The organism is Streptomyces sp. NPDC091416 (assembly GCF_044756845.1).
GTDB lineage: Bacteria > Actinomycetota > Actinomycetes > Streptomycetales > Streptomycetaceae > Streptomyces.
Window position 1 is genome coordinate 1,140,949 of record NZ_JBIVTU010000001.1, and the last position, 18,980, is coordinate 1,159,928.

General features: G+C 73.6%; 17 protein-coding genes and 1 pseudogene. 9 read left to right on the forward strand and 9 right to left on the reverse strand.

Features of this window, described 5'->3' with window-relative positions; genetic code table 11:
• Positions 1 to 114: 114 nt before the first annotated feature.
• Both ACIQMX_RS05100 and ACIQMX_RS05105 read right to left on the reverse strand, forming a co-directional pair.
• A complete protein-coding gene (locus ACIQMX_RS05100; RefSeq protein ID WP_402475014.1) occupies positions 115 to 531 on the reverse strand; it encodes a Zn-ribbon domain-containing OB-fold protein in 417 nt (138 codons plus the stop codon).
• Positions 528 to 980, reverse strand: a complete 453-nt coding sequence (locus tag ACIQMX_RS05105) for a DoxX family membrane protein (protein ID WP_363071228.1) — start codon at positions 978 to 980, stop codon at positions 528 to 530. The genes ACIQMX_RS05100 and ACIQMX_RS05105 overlap by 4 nt, the downstream gene beginning before the upstream one ends.
• Before the next feature lie 147 nt (positions 981 to 1,127).
• Here ACIQMX_RS05105 and ACIQMX_RS05110 point away from each other — a divergent pair, with 147 nt between their 5' ends.
• The 5 genes from ACIQMX_RS05110 (at position 1,128) to ACIQMX_RS05130 (ending at position 8,911) form a co-directional block, all read left to right on the forward strand.
• A complete protein-coding gene (locus tag ACIQMX_RS05110) occupies positions 1,128 to 2,318 on the forward strand; it encodes a flavin-containing monooxygenase (RefSeq protein WP_402475018.1) in 1,191 nt (396 codons plus the stop codon).
• Between the two features lie 737 nt (positions 2,319 to 3,055).
• Positions 3,056 to 5,284 carry an acetate--CoA ligase family protein gene (locus ACIQMX_RS05115; RefSeq protein WP_402475021.1) on the forward strand — a complete coding sequence of 743 codons (2,229 nt, stop codon included), beginning with the start codon at positions 3,056 to 3,058 and terminating at the stop codon, positions 5,282 to 5,284.
• Positions 5,285 to 5,444: 160 nt separating this feature from the next.
• Entirely contained in the window at positions 5,445 to 6,293 is an 849-nt protein-coding gene (locus ACIQMX_RS05120; protein WP_402475023.1) for an enoyl-CoA hydratase/isomerase family protein, read from the forward strand.
• Between the two features lie 483 nt (positions 6,294 to 6,776).
• Positions 6,777 to 8,186, forward strand: coding sequence for a histidine kinase (locus ACIQMX_RS05125; protein ID WP_363070935.1), 1,410 nt, complete (start codon positions 6,777 to 6,779; stop codon positions 8,184 to 8,186).
• A 38-nt stretch (positions 8,187 to 8,224) separates the two neighbouring features.
• Positions 8,225 to 8,911, forward strand: a complete 687-nt coding sequence (locus tag ACIQMX_RS05130; protein WP_363071197.1) for a response regulator transcription factor — start codon at positions 8,225 to 8,227, stop codon at positions 8,909 to 8,911.
• A 90-nt stretch (positions 8,912 to 9,001) separates the two neighbouring features.
• On the opposite strand, the pseudogene ACIQMX_RS05135 reads toward ACIQMX_RS05130, so the two are convergent.
• Positions 9,002 to 9,592 (reverse strand): annotated as a pseudogene (locus ACIQMX_RS05135) (phosphatase PAP2 family protein); the annotation flags it as partial.
• Positions 9,593 to 9,739: 147 nt separating this feature from the next.
• Here ACIQMX_RS05135 and ACIQMX_RS05140 point away from each other — a divergent pair.
• Positions 9,740 to 10,354, forward strand: a complete 615-nt coding sequence (locus tag ACIQMX_RS05140) for a flavin reductase family protein (RefSeq protein ID WP_363070937.1) — start codon at positions 9,740 to 9,742, stop codon at positions 10,352 to 10,354.
• Positions 10,355 to 10,358: 4 nt separating this feature from the next.
• Here the strand turns inward: ACIQMX_RS05140 and ACIQMX_RS05145 are convergent, their stop codons facing one another.
• Complete coding sequence (locus ACIQMX_RS05145; RefSeq protein WP_363070939.1) at positions 10,359 to 11,675, reverse strand: MFS transporter; 1,317 nt, start codon at positions 11,673 to 11,675, stop codon at positions 10,359 to 10,361.
• 203 nt (positions 11,676 to 11,878) lie between these two features.
• Between ACIQMX_RS05145 and ACIQMX_RS05150 the strand changes: the two genes are divergently transcribed.
• Positions 11,879 to 12,211: a hypothetical protein gene (locus tag ACIQMX_RS05150; RefSeq protein WP_402475029.1), complete on the forward strand. Its 333-nt coding sequence runs from the start codon at positions 11,879 to 11,881 to the stop codon at positions 12,209 to 12,211.
• Here the strand turns inward: ACIQMX_RS05150 and ACIQMX_RS05155 are convergent.
• Both ACIQMX_RS05155 and ACIQMX_RS05160 read right to left on the reverse strand, forming a co-directional pair.
• Complete coding sequence (locus ACIQMX_RS05155) at positions 12,168 to 12,581, reverse strand: DUF2809 domain-containing protein (protein ID WP_402475032.1); 414 nt, start codon at positions 12,579 to 12,581, stop codon at positions 12,168 to 12,170. The genes ACIQMX_RS05150 and ACIQMX_RS05155 overlap by 44 nt on opposite strands.
• Positions 12,578 to 13,810 (reverse strand): MFS transporter, encoded by a 1,233-nt coding sequence (locus ACIQMX_RS05160; RefSeq protein WP_363071199.1) that lies wholly within the window; start codon positions 13,808 to 13,810, stop codon positions 12,578 to 12,580. Before ACIQMX_RS05160 ends, ACIQMX_RS05155 begins: the two co-directional genes overlap by 4 nt.
• Positions 13,811 to 13,934: 124 nt before the next feature.
• Here ACIQMX_RS05160 and ACIQMX_RS05165 point away from each other — a divergent pair, with 124 nt between their 5' ends.
• Complete coding sequence (locus tag ACIQMX_RS05165; RefSeq protein ID WP_402475035.1) at positions 13,935 to 14,933, forward strand: GlxA family transcriptional regulator; 999 nt, start codon at positions 13,935 to 13,937, stop codon at positions 14,931 to 14,933.
• Here ACIQMX_RS05165 and ACIQMX_RS05170 read toward each other — a convergent pair.
• Both ACIQMX_RS05170 and ACIQMX_RS05175 read right to left on the reverse strand, forming a co-directional pair.
• Positions 14,930 to 15,979 (reverse strand): Zn-dependent alcohol dehydrogenase, encoded by a 1,050-nt coding sequence (locus ACIQMX_RS05170; RefSeq protein ID WP_402475038.1) that lies wholly within the window; start codon positions 15,977 to 15,979, stop codon positions 14,930 to 14,932. The genes ACIQMX_RS05165 and ACIQMX_RS05170 overlap by 4 nt on opposite strands.
• Positions 15,980 to 16,449: 470 nt before the next feature.
• The gene (locus tag ACIQMX_RS05175) at positions 16,450 to 17,376 is read right to left on the reverse strand and encodes an SDR family oxidoreductase (RefSeq protein ID WP_402475041.1); all 927 of its coding nucleotides are present in this window, start codon (positions 17,374 to 17,376) and stop codon (positions 16,450 to 16,452) included.
• An 83-nt stretch (positions 17,377 to 17,459) separates the two neighbouring features.
• On the opposite strand from ACIQMX_RS05175, the gene ACIQMX_RS05180 reads away from it, so the two are divergent.
• Positions 17,460 to 18,386 (forward strand): cyclase family protein, encoded by a 927-nt coding sequence (locus ACIQMX_RS05180; RefSeq protein WP_402475043.1) that lies wholly within the window; start codon positions 17,460 to 17,462, stop codon positions 18,384 to 18,386.
• Positions 18,387 to 18,420: 34 nt separating this feature from the next.
• Here ACIQMX_RS05180 and ACIQMX_RS05185 read toward each other — a convergent pair whose 3' ends face one another.
• Positions 18,421 to 18,960 carry an ATP-binding protein gene (locus ACIQMX_RS05185; protein ID WP_363070953.1) on the reverse strand — a complete coding sequence of 180 codons (540 nt, stop codon included), beginning with the start codon at positions 18,958 to 18,960 and terminating at the stop codon, positions 18,421 to 18,423.
• Between the last annotated feature and the right edge of the window lie 20 nt (positions 18,961 to 18,980).

Sequence of the window (18,980 nt, forward strand, 5' to 3'; positions counted from 1 at the left end):
AACCGGACCAGCGGTACGCATCCCACCCGGTCCGGGCCGGCCGGGCGGCGCTCCGTCCCGGTGGGCGGGACGGAGTCCCCCCGCGCCGCGCCCCGTTCAGGGCGTTCAGGGCGTTCAGGGACGGAAGACCGCCACGGCTTCCCGGCCCTCCTCCCGCCGGAACGTCACCCGCAGCTCCATCCCGATGGCGAGCGCGCTCTCCTCGCACTCCACGACCTCCGTCATCATCCGCGGCCCCTCCGCGAGATCGACGACCGCGGCGACGTACGGGACACGGGTGCCGAACGGCGGCAGGTCGTTGCGGTGGACGACGGACCAGGTGTAGAGCGTGGCCCGGCCGCTCGCCCGCACCCAGTCGACGTCCTCGCTCCAGCAGTGCGGGCAGAACTCGCGCGGGTAGTGGTGCGTCCGGTCGCAGGCGCGGCAGCACCGCAGCAGCAGGTGCCCCTCGGCGGCGGCGTCCCAGTAGGGGCGGGTGAACGCGTCGGGCTCCGGGAGGTCGGAGCGGGGGGACGCCGTCGGGCCGCTCACAGGAACAGTCCGAGAGCGTTGTCGAGGGACCAGGTCTGCCAGGACATGGCGAACAGGGCGACCAGCGAGACGAGGGCCATCATCGCGTTCTGTCCCTGCTCGGCCCAGTCGTGGATCATCAGCACCAGGTAGAGCAGGTTGAGCAGCAGTCCGGCGACGAGCGCGACCGGGGTCAGGAATCCGGTCACCAGGCCTAGTCCCAGGGCCAGTTCCGCGTAGACGACGAGGTAGGCCATGGCCTTCGGCCGGGGCGCGACGACCTTCTCGAAGCCGGTCCTGACCACCGGCCAGCGGTGCTTGCCGGCGACGTCGGATGCCCAGGCGATGCCGGTGCCGCGTTCGAACCAGCCCTTCTTGTCCTTGTGGCGCCAGCTCTCCAGCCACCACAGGCCGAGGCCTGTCCGGAGCACGGCGAGCCACTGGGCTCCGTCGAGCCAGATCGTCCGCATGGGGCCTCCCGTTCGCTAGATCTGACGGTACGTCAGTTCACCTGATGGCGGCGTCCCGCGCAAGAGGCGCGCACCCGTGATCAATTCGCAATCGATTCCGGTCTTGACCGAGACCCATCAATGAGGCGCGCGGTTACGCTCCGAACCATGTCCGACAGCACAGTTACCAGCGGTGACGGCAGCACCCCGGCCCCCACCGACATCACCGAGGACCGCCCCGTCTACGTCATCGGCGGCGGCCCGGGCGGCCTGGCCGCCGCCGCGGCCCTGCGCGAGCAGGGCGTCCGGGCGGTGGTCCTGGAGAAGTCCGCGGACGTCGGCGCGTCCTGGCGGCGCCACTACGACCGGCTGCACCTGCACACCACCCGGCGCTGGTCCGCCCTGCCGGGACTGCCCATGCCGCGCAGATTCGGCCGCTGGGTCTCCCGGGACGACGTGGTGCGCTACCTGGAGAAGTACGTCGAACACCACGCGCTGGAAGTGGTGACGGGCGTCGAGGTCTCCCGCATCGACCCGGCCGCCGACGGCACCGGATGGCGGCTGACCGCGACCGGCGGGCGTGAACTGACCGGCCGTGCCGTGGTCGTGGCCACCGGCTACAACCACACCCCGCGGATCCCCGACTGGTCCGGGCGCGACACCTTCACGGGCGAGCTGCTGCACGCCTCCGCCTACCGCAACCCGGCCCCGTACGCCGGCCGGGACGTCCTCGTCGTGGGCGTCGGCAACACGGGGGCGGAGATAGCCGTCGACCTGGTGGAGGGCGGCGCGTCCCGCGTACGGCTCGCGGTACGCACCGTTCCGCACATCGTGCGCCGCTCCACGGCGGGCTGGCCCGCACAGGCGACGGGCATCCTGGTGCGCCGGCTGCCCGTCGCGCTCGTCGACCGGGCGGGCGGCCTGATGGCGCGCGTCGCGGTGCCCGACCTCGCGGCGCAGGGACTGCCCCGCCCGGACACGGGCCTGTACTCCCGCGTCAGGGACGGGGCGATCCCGGTCCAGGACGTGGGCCTGATCGACGCGGTGAAGGGTGGCCGGGTGGTGCCGGTGGCCGCCGTCGAGTCGTTCGACGAGGACGCGGTGGTCCTGGCGGACGGCACCCGGATCACCCCGGACGCGGTGATCGCCGCGACCGGCTACCTGCGCGCCCTGGAGCCGCTGGTCGGCCATCTCGGGGTGCTGGACGGACGGGGCCGCCCCGTGGCGCACGGCGGCCGCACACCGAAGCAGGCCCCCGGCCTGTACTTCACGGGGTTCACCAACCCGATCAGCGGCATGTTCCGCGAAATGGCCCTGGACGCACAGAAGATCGCCAAGCGGGTCGCGCGTACGGGGTGACCTGCGGGGCGGGCGGGGGCAGGGGACCCCGTGGCGCGGACAGCCCCGGGGCGCGGGCGGCCCCCGGGGTGCGGGCGCACGGGCGGGCGAGCAGCTCCGAAGCGCGGGCGGGGCGGTGCCCGGGCAGCCCCCGGGGCTCGGGCGGGCGAGCGCCCCGGAGCGCGGCGCGGGCCCGGGCGCTGGCGCGGGCAACCCCGGGGCGCCGCCGCCCTGCCCTCATCCGCCGGGCGGGCCCGAAAGGACGCCCCGGCCCGCCGACCCGGGCACCGGGGCAGCGGGCACCGGGCACCGGGGCGGCGGGCACCGGGCACCGAGCACCGAGCACCGAGCACCGAGCACCGAGCACCGAGCACCGAGCACCGAGCCCAGTGTCGCGACACGGCCGAACGGCGGCGGCCCGGCGCGGCAGGCGCGGGCCGCCGGTCGAGGCCGCGGCCCTCGGCGGGGCGCATCCGGCCGGGCCCGCGCCCCCGCACCCGTACGGGCCCGCGGATCCGGAGGCCGGGCGGAGTCGGGCGCACACCCGTCGGCTTCGTACCGTCATCAACCTTTGCGTGCACACCCATTCCTGACGGGCCGTCAGTTCAGTAACCTGACAGAGCGTCAGCTTATCGGGCTGGGTGATCGGGGCGGGTGGAGCAAGTCGCGGGCCTTCCCCGCGAAGCCGCCCCCGAGCCGCCGGGCCCTCCCGGGCACCCCGCGTGCCGACGGACTTTCGAGCAGGAGTGGGCGGAACGATGCTTGGATCGACTCACGGCACCCTCACCACCGACTTCCGCGCCAGGGTGGTGGCCTGCGGCGAGGAACCGCACGCCGCCGTCCACAGCATGGCGGCCGCCGCCGCGGAGGGCGACCTCGACGTCAGCGGCCGGCCCCTGCACGCACCCGTACCGGATCTGGACCGGTTCTTCCGGCCGGAGTCCGTCGCCGTCATCGGCGCCTCCGATGCCGAGGGGCGGCCCAACACCGGGATCACCCGTCAGCTGATCGCCTGGGCCGAGCGGGTCGGGGCACGGCTGTATCCGGTGCACCCCACACGCGAGTCCGTCTTCGGCCGGGCCTGCGCTCCTTCCGTCGCCGGTCTTCCGGAGCAGGTGGACCTGGCGGTGCTGCTGGTCGGCGACCCGCTCCCCGTGATCGAGGAGCTCGCGCAGGCCAAGGTGAAGTTCGCCGTGGCCTTCGCCTCCGGCTTCGCCGAGACCGGTGCGGAAGGCGCCGCCGCGCAGGCCCGGCTGGCCGCCGCCGTCGAGCGGTCGGGGCTGCGCCTGCTCGGCCCGAACACCAACCTCAACGCCTTCGAGGAGTTCCGCGACGACCTGGACGGACCGGCGATCGCCCTGATCACCCAGTCCGGCCACCAGGGACGCCCCGTCTACACGCTCCAGGAGCTGGGCGTACGGCTCTCGCACTGGGCCCCCACGGGCAACGAGGCGGATCTGGAGACCTCCGACTTCATCGCGTACTTCTCACAGCGCCCCGAGGTCGGTGCCATCGCCTGCTACGTGGAAGGCCTCAAGGACGGGCGCTCCTTCCTGCTCGCCGCGGACCGGGCCGCGCGGGCCGGGGTCCCGGTGGTGGCGGTCAAGGTGGGGCGGACGGAGACGGGGGCCAGGATGGCCGCGTCACACACCGGCAAGCTGACCGGCGCCGACCAGGTCGTCGACGCGGCGATGCGGCAGTTCGGCGTGATCCGGGTGGACGGCCTCGACGAACTCCAGGACACCGCAGCCCTGCTGGCCCGTGCCCGCAAGCCGCTGGCCGACGGCGTCGTGGTGTATTCGATCTCGGGCGGCACGGGCGCGCACTTCTCGGACCTGGCGACCGGGGCGGGCCTGTCCCTCCCCGTGCTGTCCGAGGCGAAGCAGTCCGAACTGCACACCTGGATCCCCTCCTACCTGAACGTGGCGAACCCGGTCGACAACGGCGGCCACCCGGTCGGCGACTGGCGCGGCCGGAAGATCATCGACGCGATCCTCGCCGACCCCGGGGTGGGGGTGCTGATCTGTCCGATCACCGGCCCCTTCCCGCCGATGAGCGACAGGCTCGCGCAGGACCTGGTGGACGCGGCGGAGGCCACGGACAAGCTGGTGTGCGTGATCTGGGGGTCGCCGGTCGGCACCGAGGACGCCTACCGCACGACGCTGCTCGGGTCCTCCCGCGTCGCCACCTTCCGTACGTTCGGCAACTGCATCACCGCGGTGAAGGCCTATCTGGACCACCACCGGTTCACCACCTCCTACCGCTCCCCGTTCGACGAGGCGCCGCGCACCCCGTCGCCCTCCTTCCGCAAGGCGCAGGCACTGATGCGCCCGGGCCACCAGCTGAGCGAGCACGCGGCGAAGCAGCTGCTGCGCGCGTACGGAATCCGGGTGCCCCGGGAGCAGTTGGTGACCAGCGCCGCGGCGGCCGTCCGGGCGGCGGGGCTCGTCGGCTACCCCGTCGTCATGAAGGCGTCCGGCGCACGGCTGGCGCACAAGACGGAGCTGGGCCTGGTCAAGGTCGGCCTCACCTCCGCCAGCCAGGTCCGGGACGCCTATCGCGAACTCACCGACATCGCGCGGTACGAGGGCATCGAGCTGGACGGCATCCTGGTCTGCCAGATGGTCGAGCGGGGCGTCGAGATGATGGTCGGCGTCACGCACGACGCCCTGTTCGGACCGACGGTGACGGTCGGACTCGGCGGCGTGCTCGTCGAGGTGCTGCACGACGCGGCGGTGCGGGTGCCGCCCTTCGGTGAGGACCAGGCGCGGGCGATGCTCGGCGAACTGCGCGGCCGGGCGCTGCTGGAAGGCGTGCGGGGCGGCCCGCCGGTGGATGTCGACGCCCTCGTCGAAGTCGTCCTGCGGGTGCAGCGGATGGCGCTGGAACTCGGCGACGACCTCTGCGAACTCGACATCAACCCGCTGATGGTGCTGGGCCGCGGACAGGGCGCGGTCGCCCTGGACGCGCTGGCGGTCTGCCGCTGACCGGCCCCGCCACCACGCCGGCGGACGGGGCCGCCCGCCCGCTCCGGTCCGGGGCCCGGGCCCCTCTGCCTGCCGGCCCGGACCCGGACGCCGGGTCCCGTCCCCCATCGCCGGACGGGCTGGATTCCCGTTCGCCCTCCACCTGCTCAGGAGCTGCCTCATGCCGTCCTCCCCCGAAGGCACCCACGACCGCACCGGCCCCACCGACCCGTCCGGATCGCCTGAATCATTGATACTCCACGCCACTGACAACGGCGTCTCGTGGATCACACTCAACCGTCCCGAGGCGATGAACGCCGTCACCTGGGACCAGCGCGAACGCATCATCGCCCTGCTCGCCGAGGCCTCCGCCGACCCCGGCATCCGGGCCGTGGTCCTCACCGCCACCGGCCGCGGCTTCTGCGCGGGCGCCGACCTGCGCGGCGCTCCCGCCACCGGCGACCGGGTGCCGGGCGACGTGGCCCGCACGATCCGGCTCGGCGCACAGCGACTGATCGCCGCGGTCCTGGACTGCGAGAAGCCGGTCCTCGCGGCGGTCAACGGGACGGCGGCGGGCATCGGCGCGCATCTGGCCCTCGCCTGCGATCTGGTGCTGGCGGCGGAGTCGGCGAAGTTCATCGAGGTGTTCGTGCGCCGCGGGCTCGTCCCGGACGGCGGCGGGGCGTACCTGCTGCCGCGCCTGATCGGCCCGCAACGCGCCAAGGAGCTGATGTTCTTCGGCGACTCGCTGCCCGCGGCGGAGGCGGAGCGCCTGGGCCTGGTCAACCGGACGGTCCCGGACGAGGAGCTGGCGGCGACGGCACGGGCCTGGGCCCAGCGCCTGGCCGACGGGCCGACCCGCGCGATCGCCCTCACGAAACAGCTCGTCAACGCGTCCCTGGACGCGGACCGGGCCACGGCGTTCGCCGCCGAGGCGATGGCTCAGGAGATCAACATGACGACGCAGGACGCCAACGAGGGCGTGGCGAGCTTCGTGGAGCGGCGGGTGCCGAAGTACCGGGGGGTGTGAGCGGCGCCCGCGTCGCGCGGGGGACGGCGCGCCGGTGTCCAGGTCCGGGCCGGACGGGTCCGGGCCGGACGGGTCCGGCAGCCGCTGCGCCGTACCGAACGGGTGCGGGCCGTCCGCACGCGTGCAGCCGGGACCGCCAGGCTCGGAGAACAGGGTCACGCCGTCCTCGGCCCGGTCGACCGGGAGATACAGGAGAGCCCGGCACCGGCATACCGGCGCCGCTTCACGGCCCGGCGGGTCTCCGCCTTCGACTCGGACACGACTTCCACGGCGAGGAGCGTCTGTTCGGGAAGCGGCACCCCGCCCCCTTGGCGAGCGCCTCGGGTACGACGGCGGTGTCGGGCACGTACCCGTTCGGCGAGCAGGGCAGGTCCAGGTTCCCCGCACCCTCGACGCACCCGAGTGCGGGCGTCGGCCACCCCCGACTTTCGGCAGTGCCGCCCCGGCCTCCGGTTGCGTACGGTCGACCGGGTGGAGAGAGCGATGATCAGCGACGCGGTCCGGCGGGCCGCCGCCCCGGGGAGCCTGCTGACCGTGGCCGCCGGGGTGTGCATCGCGCTGAGCACGGTCAGCCTGTGGTGGGCGCTGCCCGCCGCCGTGACGGCGTTCCTCGCCGGGCGCGAGCCGGGCAGGACCGGGCCGACCCTTCTGGCGCTCGTCGCGGTGGTGGCCGGTGGAGTGGTGGCGGTGGCCCTGGTTCCTTCCTGGCTGCTGATGGCGGGGCGGTTCGTCGCGGTGGTCGTGGTCGCCGCGATGCTGCCGTGGTTCGCGGGACGGTTCTGGCGTCTGTACCAGGAGCTCGTCCGGGCCGGCTGGGAGCGGGCGGGGCGGCTGGAGCGCGAGCAGCGGCTCGTCGCGGAGCAGGCCCGGTCCCGTGAACGGGCCCGTATCGCGCAGGACATGCACGACGTCCTCGGACACGAACTGAGCCTCATCGCCCTGTCGGCGGGGGCCCTCAAACTCGCTCCCGGGCTGGACGATTCCCACCGGGCGGCGGCCGGGGAGATCCGGGCCCGGGCAGCCGCCTCGGTGGAGCGGCTCGGCGAGGTGATCGGCCTCCTGCGCGAGGAGGCGGACGACGGGCCGCCCGGACCGCCCGGTACCGGCATTCCCCGGCTCGTCGCGGAGGCCGCCGCCGCAGGTCTCCCGGTCGCCCTCCACACCGAGGGCGACGCCGCGGCCGTGCCCCCGCCGGCCGCACGGGCCGCCCATCGCGTCGTCCAGGAGTCCCTGACGAACGCGGCCAAGCACGCGCCGCGGGCCCGGGTGGACGTACGGCTGGCCCATGGGGGCGGGGTGACGACGGTGCGGGTCGAGAACGGCCCGGCACCCGAACCCATCGGCCGAACGGACGCCCCCGGCAGCGGACTGGGACTGATCGGGCTGGACGAACGGGTACGGCTGGCGGGCGGCACCTTCACCCACGGCCCCCACGGCGACGGCTTCGCGGTCGTCGCGCGCCTTCCGCACACCCCGCCCGTCCGCCTCCCCGCCGTACCCGGAACCGTCCACCAGGACCTGCACCCGGAGCACCGGCACGCCCGCAGCCGCGTCCGCCGGGCCCTGGCCCTCGCCGTCGTGCTGCCGTTGGCGGCGTGGGCGGTACTGAGCGCCGCGCTCATGGGGTGGGACATCCACTCGGCCCGGCAGTCCGTCCTGGACCCGGGCGACTACGCACGGCTCCGGGTGGGTCAGGAACGGGCATCGGTCGCCCGCCTGCTGCCCGAACGCGAGACCAGGCAGCGGCCGGTGGCCGGGGAGCCGGAGGGACCGGGCGTCACGTGTGAGTACTACGCGATGACCGCCGACCGCTTCGACGACCGGTCCGGCGACGCGTACCGGCTCTGCTTCCGGGACGGCGCCCTGCTGTCCAAGGAGGCGCTCGCCCCATGAGCGCCGAACGCCCCGTCCCGCACCACGAAGGAAGATAGATGATCCGCGTCCTCATCGCCGACGACGAGCCGATGATCCGCGCCGGGGTGCGTGCCGTGCTCTCCACGGATCCGGGTATCGAGATCGTCGCCGAGGCGGCGGACGGCCACGAGGCCGTGGAACAGGTACACCGTCACCACCCCCACGTGGCCGTGCTCGACATCCGGATGCCGGGCACCAACGGCATCGAGGCGGCCGCCGAGATCCGGCGCACCGTCCCGGCGACCGGCGTCGTGATGCTGACGACGTTCGGCGAGGACGACTACATCCTCCAGGCCCTCGGAGGAGGCGCCGCCGGGTTCCTGATCAAGTCGGGTGAGCCCGAGGAACTGATCGCGGGAGTCCGCGCGGTTGCCGACGGCGCCGCCTATCTGTCACCGAAGGTCGCGGCCCGGGTCGTCGCCCATCTCTCGGCGACGGGCGCGGGTGCCCTGGCCGGCCGCCGTACCGCCGCCCGGGAACGGGTCCGCACGCTCACCGCCCGGGAACGCGACGTACTGGCCTTCCTGGGCGGCGGGCTGTCCAACGGGCAGATCGCGCGCCGGCTCCATCTGGTCGAGGGGACGGTCAAGGCCCATGTGAGCTCCATCCTGGCCCGGTTGGGCGTGGACAACCGGGCCGCTGCCGCGGTCGTCGCCCACGAGGCCGGGGTCGTCGCCCCTGCGCAGCCGCCCGCCGAGCGCTGACGCCGCCGCCCGGGCGAGCGGCAGGAACGCGAGCAGCGCGGCCGCGGTCACCGAACCGCCGAGCACCGCGCCGGCCAGCACATCGTGCGGATAGTGCGCCCCCACCAGGACCCGCAGCAGCGCCGCCGTCGCTGCCAACGGCAGGGTGACGGCGGCCAGTCGCGGCCGCAGCAGGGCCAGGCCGACGCCGAGTCCGGCCGCGAGCGTGGCGTGGTTGCTCGGGAAGGACCAGTCACCGGGCGGCGGGCACTCGGCGACCGCCGCCGCGCCACGGAGCAGGACCCGGCACGGGCGCTCCTCGTCGACGACGAGCTTCACGGCCTCACTGATCGCGTAGGCGAGCACGGTGCCGGTCCCGGTGAGCACCGCACCGGCCAGGACCCGGGTGTCGCCCCGCCGCACGGCACGCCACCAGACCCACCCCAGCAGGAGTCCGAGGACCACCAGCGTCCCGTCGCAGGCCGCCTCCAGCAGCGTTCCCGCCCAGGCGGGTACGTCGTCCACCGCCCCGGTGAGCGAGCGGTACACCGATGCCGAGGCGCCGTCCGTCACCTCCACGGCCCGTTCGCTCCCCAGGCCTCCCGGGGCGAGGCCCACGACGGTGGCCGTTCCCGCACCGAGGACAGCGCAGGCGAGCAGGGGCCGTACGCCTCGGGTTCCGCTTCCGGATTCTCTTGTCATGAGGCCCGAACCTAGGCGCGACGGCGGCGGGACTCCCGGGCCGAACGGCAGGGGTCGCCCCTGACGAAGGTCGGGGGTCCGTTCTCCTCCGCCCTTCCCATCTGACGCATCGTCAGTTCTAATCGAAGGGTGATGGGACACGCAGGCATGGCCGCAACCGCCGTCCGCTACCTCCGGTCCGTCGGTGCTCCGACGGCCACAGGTCCCGAGCGGGTCGATCCACTGCCGCGCCCCGCGCTGCGGGCCGTCGGCGACGACGAGCGGCTGCCGCTCGACCGGAGCGAGTTCCGCCGTGTGCTGGGGCACTTCGCCAGCGGCGTCACCGTCGTCACCGCGCACGACCCGGCCGACCCGGCCGGCCCGGCGGGCTTCGCCTGCCAGTCGTTCGCCTCGCTCTCCCTCGACCCGCCGCTGGTCACGTTCATGGTCGCCCGCACATCGACGACCTGGCCGCGCATCGCCCGCGCGGGGGCCTTCTGCGTCAACATCCTGGGCGCCGGCCAGGGCGCGCTGTGCCGCGGGTTCGCGGTCAGCGGGGCCGACAAGTTCGCCGGGGTGGCGCACTCCCCCGCTCCCGGTACCGGATCGCCGCTGCTGGAGGGCGTGCCCGCCTGGATCGACTGCCGCATCCAGGCCGTCCACACCGGCGGCGACCATCTGATCGTGGTCGGCCGGGTCGAGGCGCTGGGGGCGACGGCGGACGAGGACGGGGCGGGGCCGCTGCTGTTCCACCGCGGGGCGTTCGGGAGCTTCGGCGGCTGAGCGCTCACCCGCCGACGGCGGCCGGCAGCCCCTTCACCCGGCGGATCATCAGCGCCATCAGCGCCGCCATCGCGCACAGCGCCCCGGCCGAGTACCAGACCACGTCGTACGAGCCGAAGTGGTCGCGCGCCACCCCGCCGAGGAACGCCACCAGCGCCGCGCCCACCTGGTGGGAGGCGAGGACCCAGCCGAAGACGATCGCGCTGTCGTCACCGTACTGCTCCCGGCACAGGGCCAGGGTCGGCGGCACGGTCGCGACCCAGTCGAGTCCGTAGAAGACGATGAAGAAGACCATCGGCGGCTCCACCGTGGCCTGCATCAGGATCGGCAGGAAGAGGAGCGAGATCCCGCGCAGGGCGTAGTAGACGGCCAGCAGCCGGCGGGCGTCGAAGCGGTCGGTGAGCCAGCCGGAGAAGACCGTGCCGATGATGTCGAAGATCCCGATGACGGCGAGCAGGGAGGCCGCGGCGGTGATGGGCATGTGGTGGTCGTGCGCCGAGGGTACGAAGTGGGTGCGGATCAGCCCGTTGGTGGAGGCGCCGCAGATCGCGAAGGACCCGGCCAGCAGCCAGAACGGTCCGGTGCGGGCCGCGTCGAGCAGGACGCGTACGGTCCGGCGCGCCGCCCCGCGCGCGGGCTCCGGCTTGGCGACGTACTCGCCGCCGTACGGGGCGAGGCCCACGTCGGCCGGGTGGTCGCGCATCAGGAGCATGACGAACGGGACGACGGCCAGGGCCGCCAGGGCCACGGTCACCGAGGCGGGCTGCCAGCCGTGCCGGTCGACGATCCAGGCGCAGAGAGGCAGGAAGACCAGCTGTCCCGAGGCGCCGGCCGCGGTGAGGATGCCGGTGACCAGGCCGCGGCGGGCGACGAACCAGCGGTTGGTGACCGTTGCCGAGAAGGACATCGCCATCGCGCCGGTGCCGAGCCCGACGAGCAGCCCCCAGTAGATCATCAGCTGCCACGCCGCGGTCATCCAGACGCTGGCCAGCGCGCCGGCCGCGACGGCACTGAGGGCGACGACCACGACCCGGCGGATGCCGAACCGGTCCATCAGCGCCGCGGCGAACGGCGCGGTGAGCCCGTACAGCGCCATGTCGATCGAGACGGCCAGCCCGATCTCGCCGCGCGACCAGCCGAACCCCTCGTGGAGCGGGTCGATGAGCAGCCCGGGCAGAGCGTTGAAGGCGGCGCCGCCGATGATCGTCACGAACGCGACGGCGGCGACGATCCAGGCACGGTGGATGCGGCGGGGCCGGGGCGCCTCGCGGCCGGTCAGCGGGGCGCGGTCGCGGGCGGCGGGTTCGGTTGTCTGGGTCACGCCGCTCAGCATCCGGCCTCCGCGGCCCTTCCACGAGTGGCCCGAAGGACATGGTTCGCAAGGATCGGGCCACTCCCTCCGCTGTACGGCCCGGACCCGCCGAACCGTATGCGCGTACGATCTGCGTCGATCGGCGGCCGGGCCCACCACGCACGGCGTGCGTACGCGTCCGCGCCGCTTCGTCCACGTCCCGGGGGTCGCTCATGCAGTGGGTCGAACGTCAGCACTTCCACCACAGGTCCGCGCTGATGCAGGGCTGGGGTGCCTTTCTGCTGCTCGTCGCCTGTGTGTTGTGGGTGTGGCTGGGCTTCCTGCTGTGGGACCAGGACGACTCGTTGTACTGCTTCCGCGCGTCGTCGATCTGCGAGCTGGACAGCACCATGCCCAAGCAGCTGATCCTGCTGGCCGTCTCCGCGCCCCTCTCGGTGGCCGGCTCCGCGCTGCTCGTCGCGGGCAGTGTGCGCCGGCAGACCAGCGCACACGTCCTGCGCGTCATCGAGATGCAGCAGTCCGAGGAGCGCGCCCGCCGGAAGTAGCCGCCGCGCACACGGCCCAGGCCGCGGCCGCCCCCACCGCGTACCAGAGCAGGTCGGGCGCGTTGAACGTCGAGCCGAGGACCAGCCGCGCCACCACGCTGCGTTCGGACAGTTCGGCGGGTACGCCGGTGAGCTGGAGGAACTCCACCGCCCAGCTGATCCCCAGCCCCGCACCCGCCACGGCGAGCGGCCGGGCGCGGGGCGCGCACAGGGCGACGAGGGCGCAGACCAGGACGGTGTAGAGCGCGTCACCCGCGTACTTGGCGACCGCGCCGTCCGTCACCGCACGCACCCCGAGGCCGGCGGCGACGGTCAGCACGGCCGCCCCCGCGGCAACGCCACGGGCCCGGAGGGCGCTTCGCCCGCTCACCCGATCCGCTCCAGTCGCCGGATCGGCCGGGCCGCCAGCAGGACGCCGACCGCCAGCATGTTGATCACCGCACCGGCGAGCAGCACCTCGGGAGCGCCCAGCCGGTCCGCGACCGGTCCCGCCAGCGCGCGGCCCGCCGCCAGCATCAGCAGCGAGCCGGCCACGTCGTACGCGTGCAGCCGGTTCAGCGCCTCCGGCGGCACATGCGTCTGCACGGTCGTCGACCACATCACCAGCCAGAACGCGAACGCCGCACCGGCCGTGAACTGCCCGGCCCCCAGCGCGAACACCGGCAGCCCGAGTCCCAGCGCCACCAGGTTCACGCACACCCCGGTCAGCGCGAGGGCCCCCGCGGCCAGCGGGCGGCGCGGGCGCAGCCGCAGGGCCAGCAGGCCGCCGAGGACGCTGCCGGCGCCGTTCACCGCCATCATCGCGCCGTACGTCCCCGAGCCGTGCGCCTCGGTGACCTCGACGGCGGTCAGCGGGAGCATCGGACCGAGCACGGCGAAGCCGTACACCGTCCAGATCGCTATCACGCCCCACAGCCAGCTGCGCGCCCGGAACTCGCGCCAGCCGTCGACCAGTTCCGCGACGAACGTCCCGCGCGGCGCCTCGTCCGACGGGGCGGGCGCGAGCCTCAGCAGGAACAGGCAGACGCCGGAGACGAGGAACGTCGACGCGTTGGCCGCGTAGACCGCCCCGGCGCTCGCCAGCCCGACGAGCGCACCCGCGAACGCCGGTCCCGCCATGGTCATCAGCGCCTCGGAGACCCGCAGCACCGCGTTGGCACGCTGCACGTCCGTCGCCACCCGCGGAGTCGTCGAAGCGACGCCCGGCTGGAAGAGCGCCGCCCCCACACCGGCCACCGCACTCAGCGCGTACACCGCCCACAGCGGCGGGTTGCCGGTGGCGAAGGAGACCGCGAGCACGGAGGCGCCGATCAGCCGCAACGCGTCGGCGATGATCATCATCCGGCGCGGGGTGAAACGATCCGCCAGGACGCCGCCGAAGAGGACGAACAGGGCCAGCGGACCCATCCACGCCGCCAGTGCGAACCCCACCGAGGAGTGCGGCCGCCCGGCCCCCAGCAGCCCCGCGGTGAGCGCCACCGGGATCATTCCGTCGCCGAAGAGGGCGGCGGTCCGGGCCACGAAGAAGAGCCGGAAGTTGCGGTTCCAGAGCCGGTCCTGCCCGAGTGGCGTACACGGCAGCGGCGGCAGGGGCGGCACATCGCGCGGAGCGCACGGGTGATCCGCGGCGGGAATGCCCGCGAGGTCTGCTGACTTTTCCTTCACACCGAGGACATGTATCAGCTTATGGTCTAAACCAGCTAGTGCGAAGGGAGTCCGTACCGTGCCGCACCGGGTCGTCGTTCTCGCCCTCGATGGGCTGCTCCCCTTCGAACTCGGCATCCCACAAAGGATCTTCGGCCGTTCGCTCGGTTCCGAGCCGCTGAACCGCGGCCGGAAGCTGTACGAAGTCGTGACCTGCTCGATCCGGCCGCCCGGCCCGGTCAGCACCGACGCGGACTTCACGATCACCGTCGAGAACGGCCCCGAGGCGCTCGCCACGGCCGACACCGTGGTGATCCCCGCGAGCTACGAACTCGGCCCGGTCTACACCGAGGGCCGGCTGACCGACGAACTCGCCGCCGCGTTCGCGTACATCAGGCCCGGCACCCGGATGGTCTCCATCTGCACCGGCAGCTACGTGCTCGCCGCGGCCGGATACCTCGACGGCCGCCCGGCCACCACGCACTGGGCCTCCGCCGACCACTTCCAGAAACTGTTCCCCGCCGTGCGGGTCGACCCCGACGTCCTGTTCATCGACGACGGCGACGTCCTCACGTCCGCCGGGGTCGCCGCCGGCATCGACCTCTGCCTGCACATGGTGCGCCGCGACCACGGCACCGCCGTCGCCAACGACGTCGCCCGGCGCACGGTCGTACCGCCGCACCGCGACGGCGGCCAGGCGCAGTACATCCAGCGCCCGGTCCACGTCCCGGGGGTCTCGGCCACGACCACCGCCCGCGCCTGGGCGCTCGGGCGGCTGGAGTCGCCGATCCTGCTGCGCGACATGGCGCGGCAGGAGTCGATGAGCGTACGGACGTTCACCCGGCGGTTCCGCGAGGAGGTCGGGATCAGTCCCGTGCAGTGGCTGACCCAGCAGCGGGTGGAGCTGGCCCGCCGGCTGCTGGAGTCCACCGATCTGTCGGTCGACCGGATCGCGCGCGACGCCGGCTTCGGCACCCCCACCTCGCTGCGGCAGCATCTGCAGGCGGCGCTGGGGGTGTCGCCGACGATGTACCGGCGGACGTTCCGGTCGACGGCGGCCGGGGCCGGGGCGCCCTAGAAGACCAGCACGCCCCGGGCCACCCGCCCGTGGTGCGCGTCGTCCGCCGCCTTGGCGAAGTCCTCCACCGGGTAGGTCTCGGTGACCAGTTCGTCCAGCAGCAGCCGGCCCTCGCGGTACAGCTCGGCGTACAGCGCGATGTCGCGCTGCGGGCGCGAGGAGCCGTAGCGGCAGCCCAGGATCGACTTGTCCAGGTACATCGACGAGACGAGGAACGACGCCTCGGCCGTCGCCGCCGGTACGCCGAGCAGGATCGCCTGGCCGTGCCGGTCCAGCAGGTCGATGGCGGTACGGATCAGCTCGGTGCGGCCCACGCACTCGAAGGCGTGGTCGGCGCCGTGCGGCAGGATCTCCTTGACCCCGTCGGCCGACGTGAGGAAGTGCGTGGCGCCGAACTGCCGGGCCACGGCCTCCTTGGCGGGGTTGGAGTCGACGGCGACGATGGTCAGCGCACCGGCGATCCGCGCGCCCTGGATCACGTTGAGCCCGATGCCGCCGGTGCCGATGACGACGACGCTCTCGCCCCGGTCGACCTTGGCCCGGTTCAGTACGGCCCCGACCCCTGTCAGCACCCCGCAGCCGATCAGGGCGGCCGAGGTCAGGGGCAGGTCGGCGGGGATCTTCACCGCCTGCACGGCCTTGACGAGGGTCCGTTCGGCGAAGGCCGAGTTGGACGCGAACTGGTACAGCGGTTTCCCGCCGCGCGAGAACGGCTGCCCCGGCATCCCGATCGCCTTGCGGCACATCGTGGGCCTGCCCCGGTCGCACTGGGCACAGGCGCCGCAGCTGGCGAGCGTGGACAGGGCCACGTGGTCGCCCGGCACGACATGGCTCACCCCGGCGCCGACCGCCTCGACGACGCCGGCGCCCTCGTGGCCGAGCACGACCGGTGGCGGGAACGGGATCGTCCCGTCGATCACCGACAGATCGCTGTGACAGAGCCCGGCCGCGGCGATGGCGACCAGCACCTCGCCGGGGCCGGGGTCGCGTATCTCCAGGTCGTCGACGACCTCGGTCCGTTTGCCGTCGAAGACGACGCCTCTCATCTCGGCTCCCTCGCTAGGCCGAGCACGCGCTCGGCGGTGGTGTTCCGTTGACCCAGCCCTGCCGCGCCGCTCCCTGACGGGCCGGCGCGGGCGGTTTCCTTCCGCCCATCCAGCCCTGCCGCGCCGCTCCCCGGCGGGTCGGCGCGGGCGGCTTCGTTCAACCGACCCGGTCCTGCCGCGCCGCTCCCTGACGGGGCCGGCGCCCCACTCCCTGCCCGCCTTCGGGGCCGCTTTCAAGCCCCTCCGGCGATGGAGGAGCGGGGTCCGGGGCAGCGCCCCGGCAACGTGCCCGCGCCCGGCGATCGCGGCCCGGCTCCCACCGAGGGCTCCGCCCCCGCACCGCTGCTCCTCAATCGCCGGAAGGACTTGAATCGCGCCCCGCCCCCCGCAGGGAACCGCACTCCCCCGCAGATGCCGCACCGGTGCACCCGGAGTCCCCAGGCTCGCCCGGACCGGGCGGCGCACGCCGCCTACGCGTTGGGCCGCGCCCCCGCCGCCGCGGCCTTCGCCGCCGCGGCCATCTCCTCCAGCTGCGCCAGCATCGGCATCGGGTCCGTGCCGACCGTCCCCGGCAGGAAGTCCGCGATCCGTTCGGGTGTCCACGCCGCCCCCTCCGCATACCCGGCGCGCAGTTCCCTCGGCTGGGCCCAGACCGCGATCTTCGGACCCGCGATCGTGTAGACCTGGCCGGTGATCTTCTCCGCGCGGGCGCGCTCGCTGAGGAGGTAGACGACGAGCGCGGCCACATCCTCCGGTTCGCCGATCTCCTTCAGCTCCATGGGGACGTTCGCGGACATCCGGGTACGTGCCACCGGCGCGACCGCGTTCGCCGTGACGCCGTACTTGTGGAGGCCGAGCGCCGCGCTGCGGACCAGCGAGATGATTCCGCCCTTGGCCGCGCTGTAGTTCGCCTGGGCGACGCTGCCCTGGTGGTTGCCGCTCGTGAAGCCGATGAGCGTGCCGGCGCCCTCCTGCTTGCGCATGACCGCCGACGCCGCCCGGAAGACGGTGAACGTGCCCTTGAGATGGGTGGCGACCACGGGGTCCCACTCCGCCTCGGACATGTTGAAGAGCATCCGTTCACGCAGGATCCCGGCCACGCAGACGACGCCGTCGATCCGGCCGAACCGCGCCAGCGCGGTGTCCACGACCCGCTGCCCGCCGGCCATGGTGGAGATGTCGTCCGCCACCGCGACCGCTTCGCCGCCCGCCGCCACGATCTCCTTCACGACGGACTCGGCTATCTCGCTGGCGGGCTCGCCCCCCTCGATGGAGACGCCGTAGTCGTTGACCACGACCCGCGCCCCTTCCGCCGCCGCGGCGAGCGCGACGGCCCGCCCGATGCCGCGCCCGGCACCCGTCACTGCCACGACCTTGCCTGCCAAGAAGTTCCCCATGCCCGGCCCCTTCCCGCGGTTTCTGACGGACCGTTAGATTCTATGGGTCATCAGGTCCACCGGCACAAGCCCCAGGAGGCGCCATGTCTTTGCCGGACGAGTTCCACGACCTCGCCAAGCGCGTGAACAACTGGGGCCGCTGGGGTGCCGACGACGAGATCGGGACCCTCAACCTCATCACCGACGAGGTCGTACGGGAGGCCGCCGCCACCGTCCGCAGCGGGCGCCGTATCCCGCTCGCCCTCCCGCTCCAGCAGGACGGCGTACAGAACGGGCTCATCCCGGGGCGGGTCAATCCGCTGCACACCATGGTCCAGATCAACCAGGAGCTCTTCGGCCCCGGTACCGTCGCCACCAGCGACGACAGCGTGGTCATGAGCCTCCAGACCGCCACCCACTGGGACGCGCTCACCCACGCCTCGCACTCGGGCAGGATCTACAACGGCCGGCCCTCCGCCACCATCACCGCCCACGGCGGCGCGCAGTTCAGCGGTATCGACAAGGCGCCGCACATCGTCTCGCGCGGGGTCCTGCTCGACGTGGCCCGCGCCCATGGAGTGGACCGGCTGCCGGGCGGCCACGCGGTCACTCCCGAGGACCTGGAGGCGGCCGAGGAACTGGCCGGGGTCCGGGTCCGGTCCGGGGACATCGTTCTCGTGCGGACGGGCCAGGTGCAGGTGTACCTGTCCGGGGACAAGAACGCCTACGGGTATCCGTCACCGGGTCTGTCGATCCGCACACCGGAGTGGTTCCGCGCCCGCGACGTGGCCGCGGTCGCCAATGACACGCTGACCTTCGAGATCTTCCCGCCGGAGATCGAGGACCTGTGGCTCGGGGTGCACGCACTCGACCTGGTCGAGATGGGCATGCTCCAGGGCCAGAACTGGAACCTGGAGGAGTTGTCCACAGCCTGTGCGGACGCGGGGCGCCACGCCTTCCTGCTCTCCGCCATGCCGGAGCCGTTCGTCGGTGCCACCGGCACACCGGTGGCACCGGTCGCGATCCTCTGAACCACGCGCCGGAAGGCCGTGCGCGGCGGCGAGGCTACCCGCGGACGGTACCGGCGTGCGACGTCTCGTACGGGGCGGAGCCCGCCTCGTACGAGGCACCCTCGCCGCGTCCCTCGACGCCTTCGCACGCGGGTGAGCCCGGCTGCAGCTGGACCTGGATCAACGGGATGCCGCGGTCCACCTCGCACCAGATGCGCTTGCCGGCACCTTCCGGCTGCCAGCCCCAGCGGTCGGCCAGGCCGTCGACCAGCTCAAGGCCGCGGCCGCCGGTGTCCTCGCCCTGCGCGTGCCGCTGCTGCGGCGGGCGGCAGCTGGCGTCGGCCACCTCGACGCGGACGGTCCCGGCGTCGCCCGGGGCTCCCGTCGAACCGAACAGCATGCGCAGCACGGCCGGACAGCCGGTGTGCACGACCGCGTTCGTGACCAGCTCCGAGATGAGCAGGATCAGCGTCTCGGCCAGCGGCTCGTCGTCTCCTATGCCGGATCCGACGAGCCTCGAACGCGCCCATCTGCGGGCCCGTCCGACCTCCGCGGGGTCGGGCCCGACCTCCAACTGAACCTGAAGCACCTGCACCGCTCACACCATCCGAACCG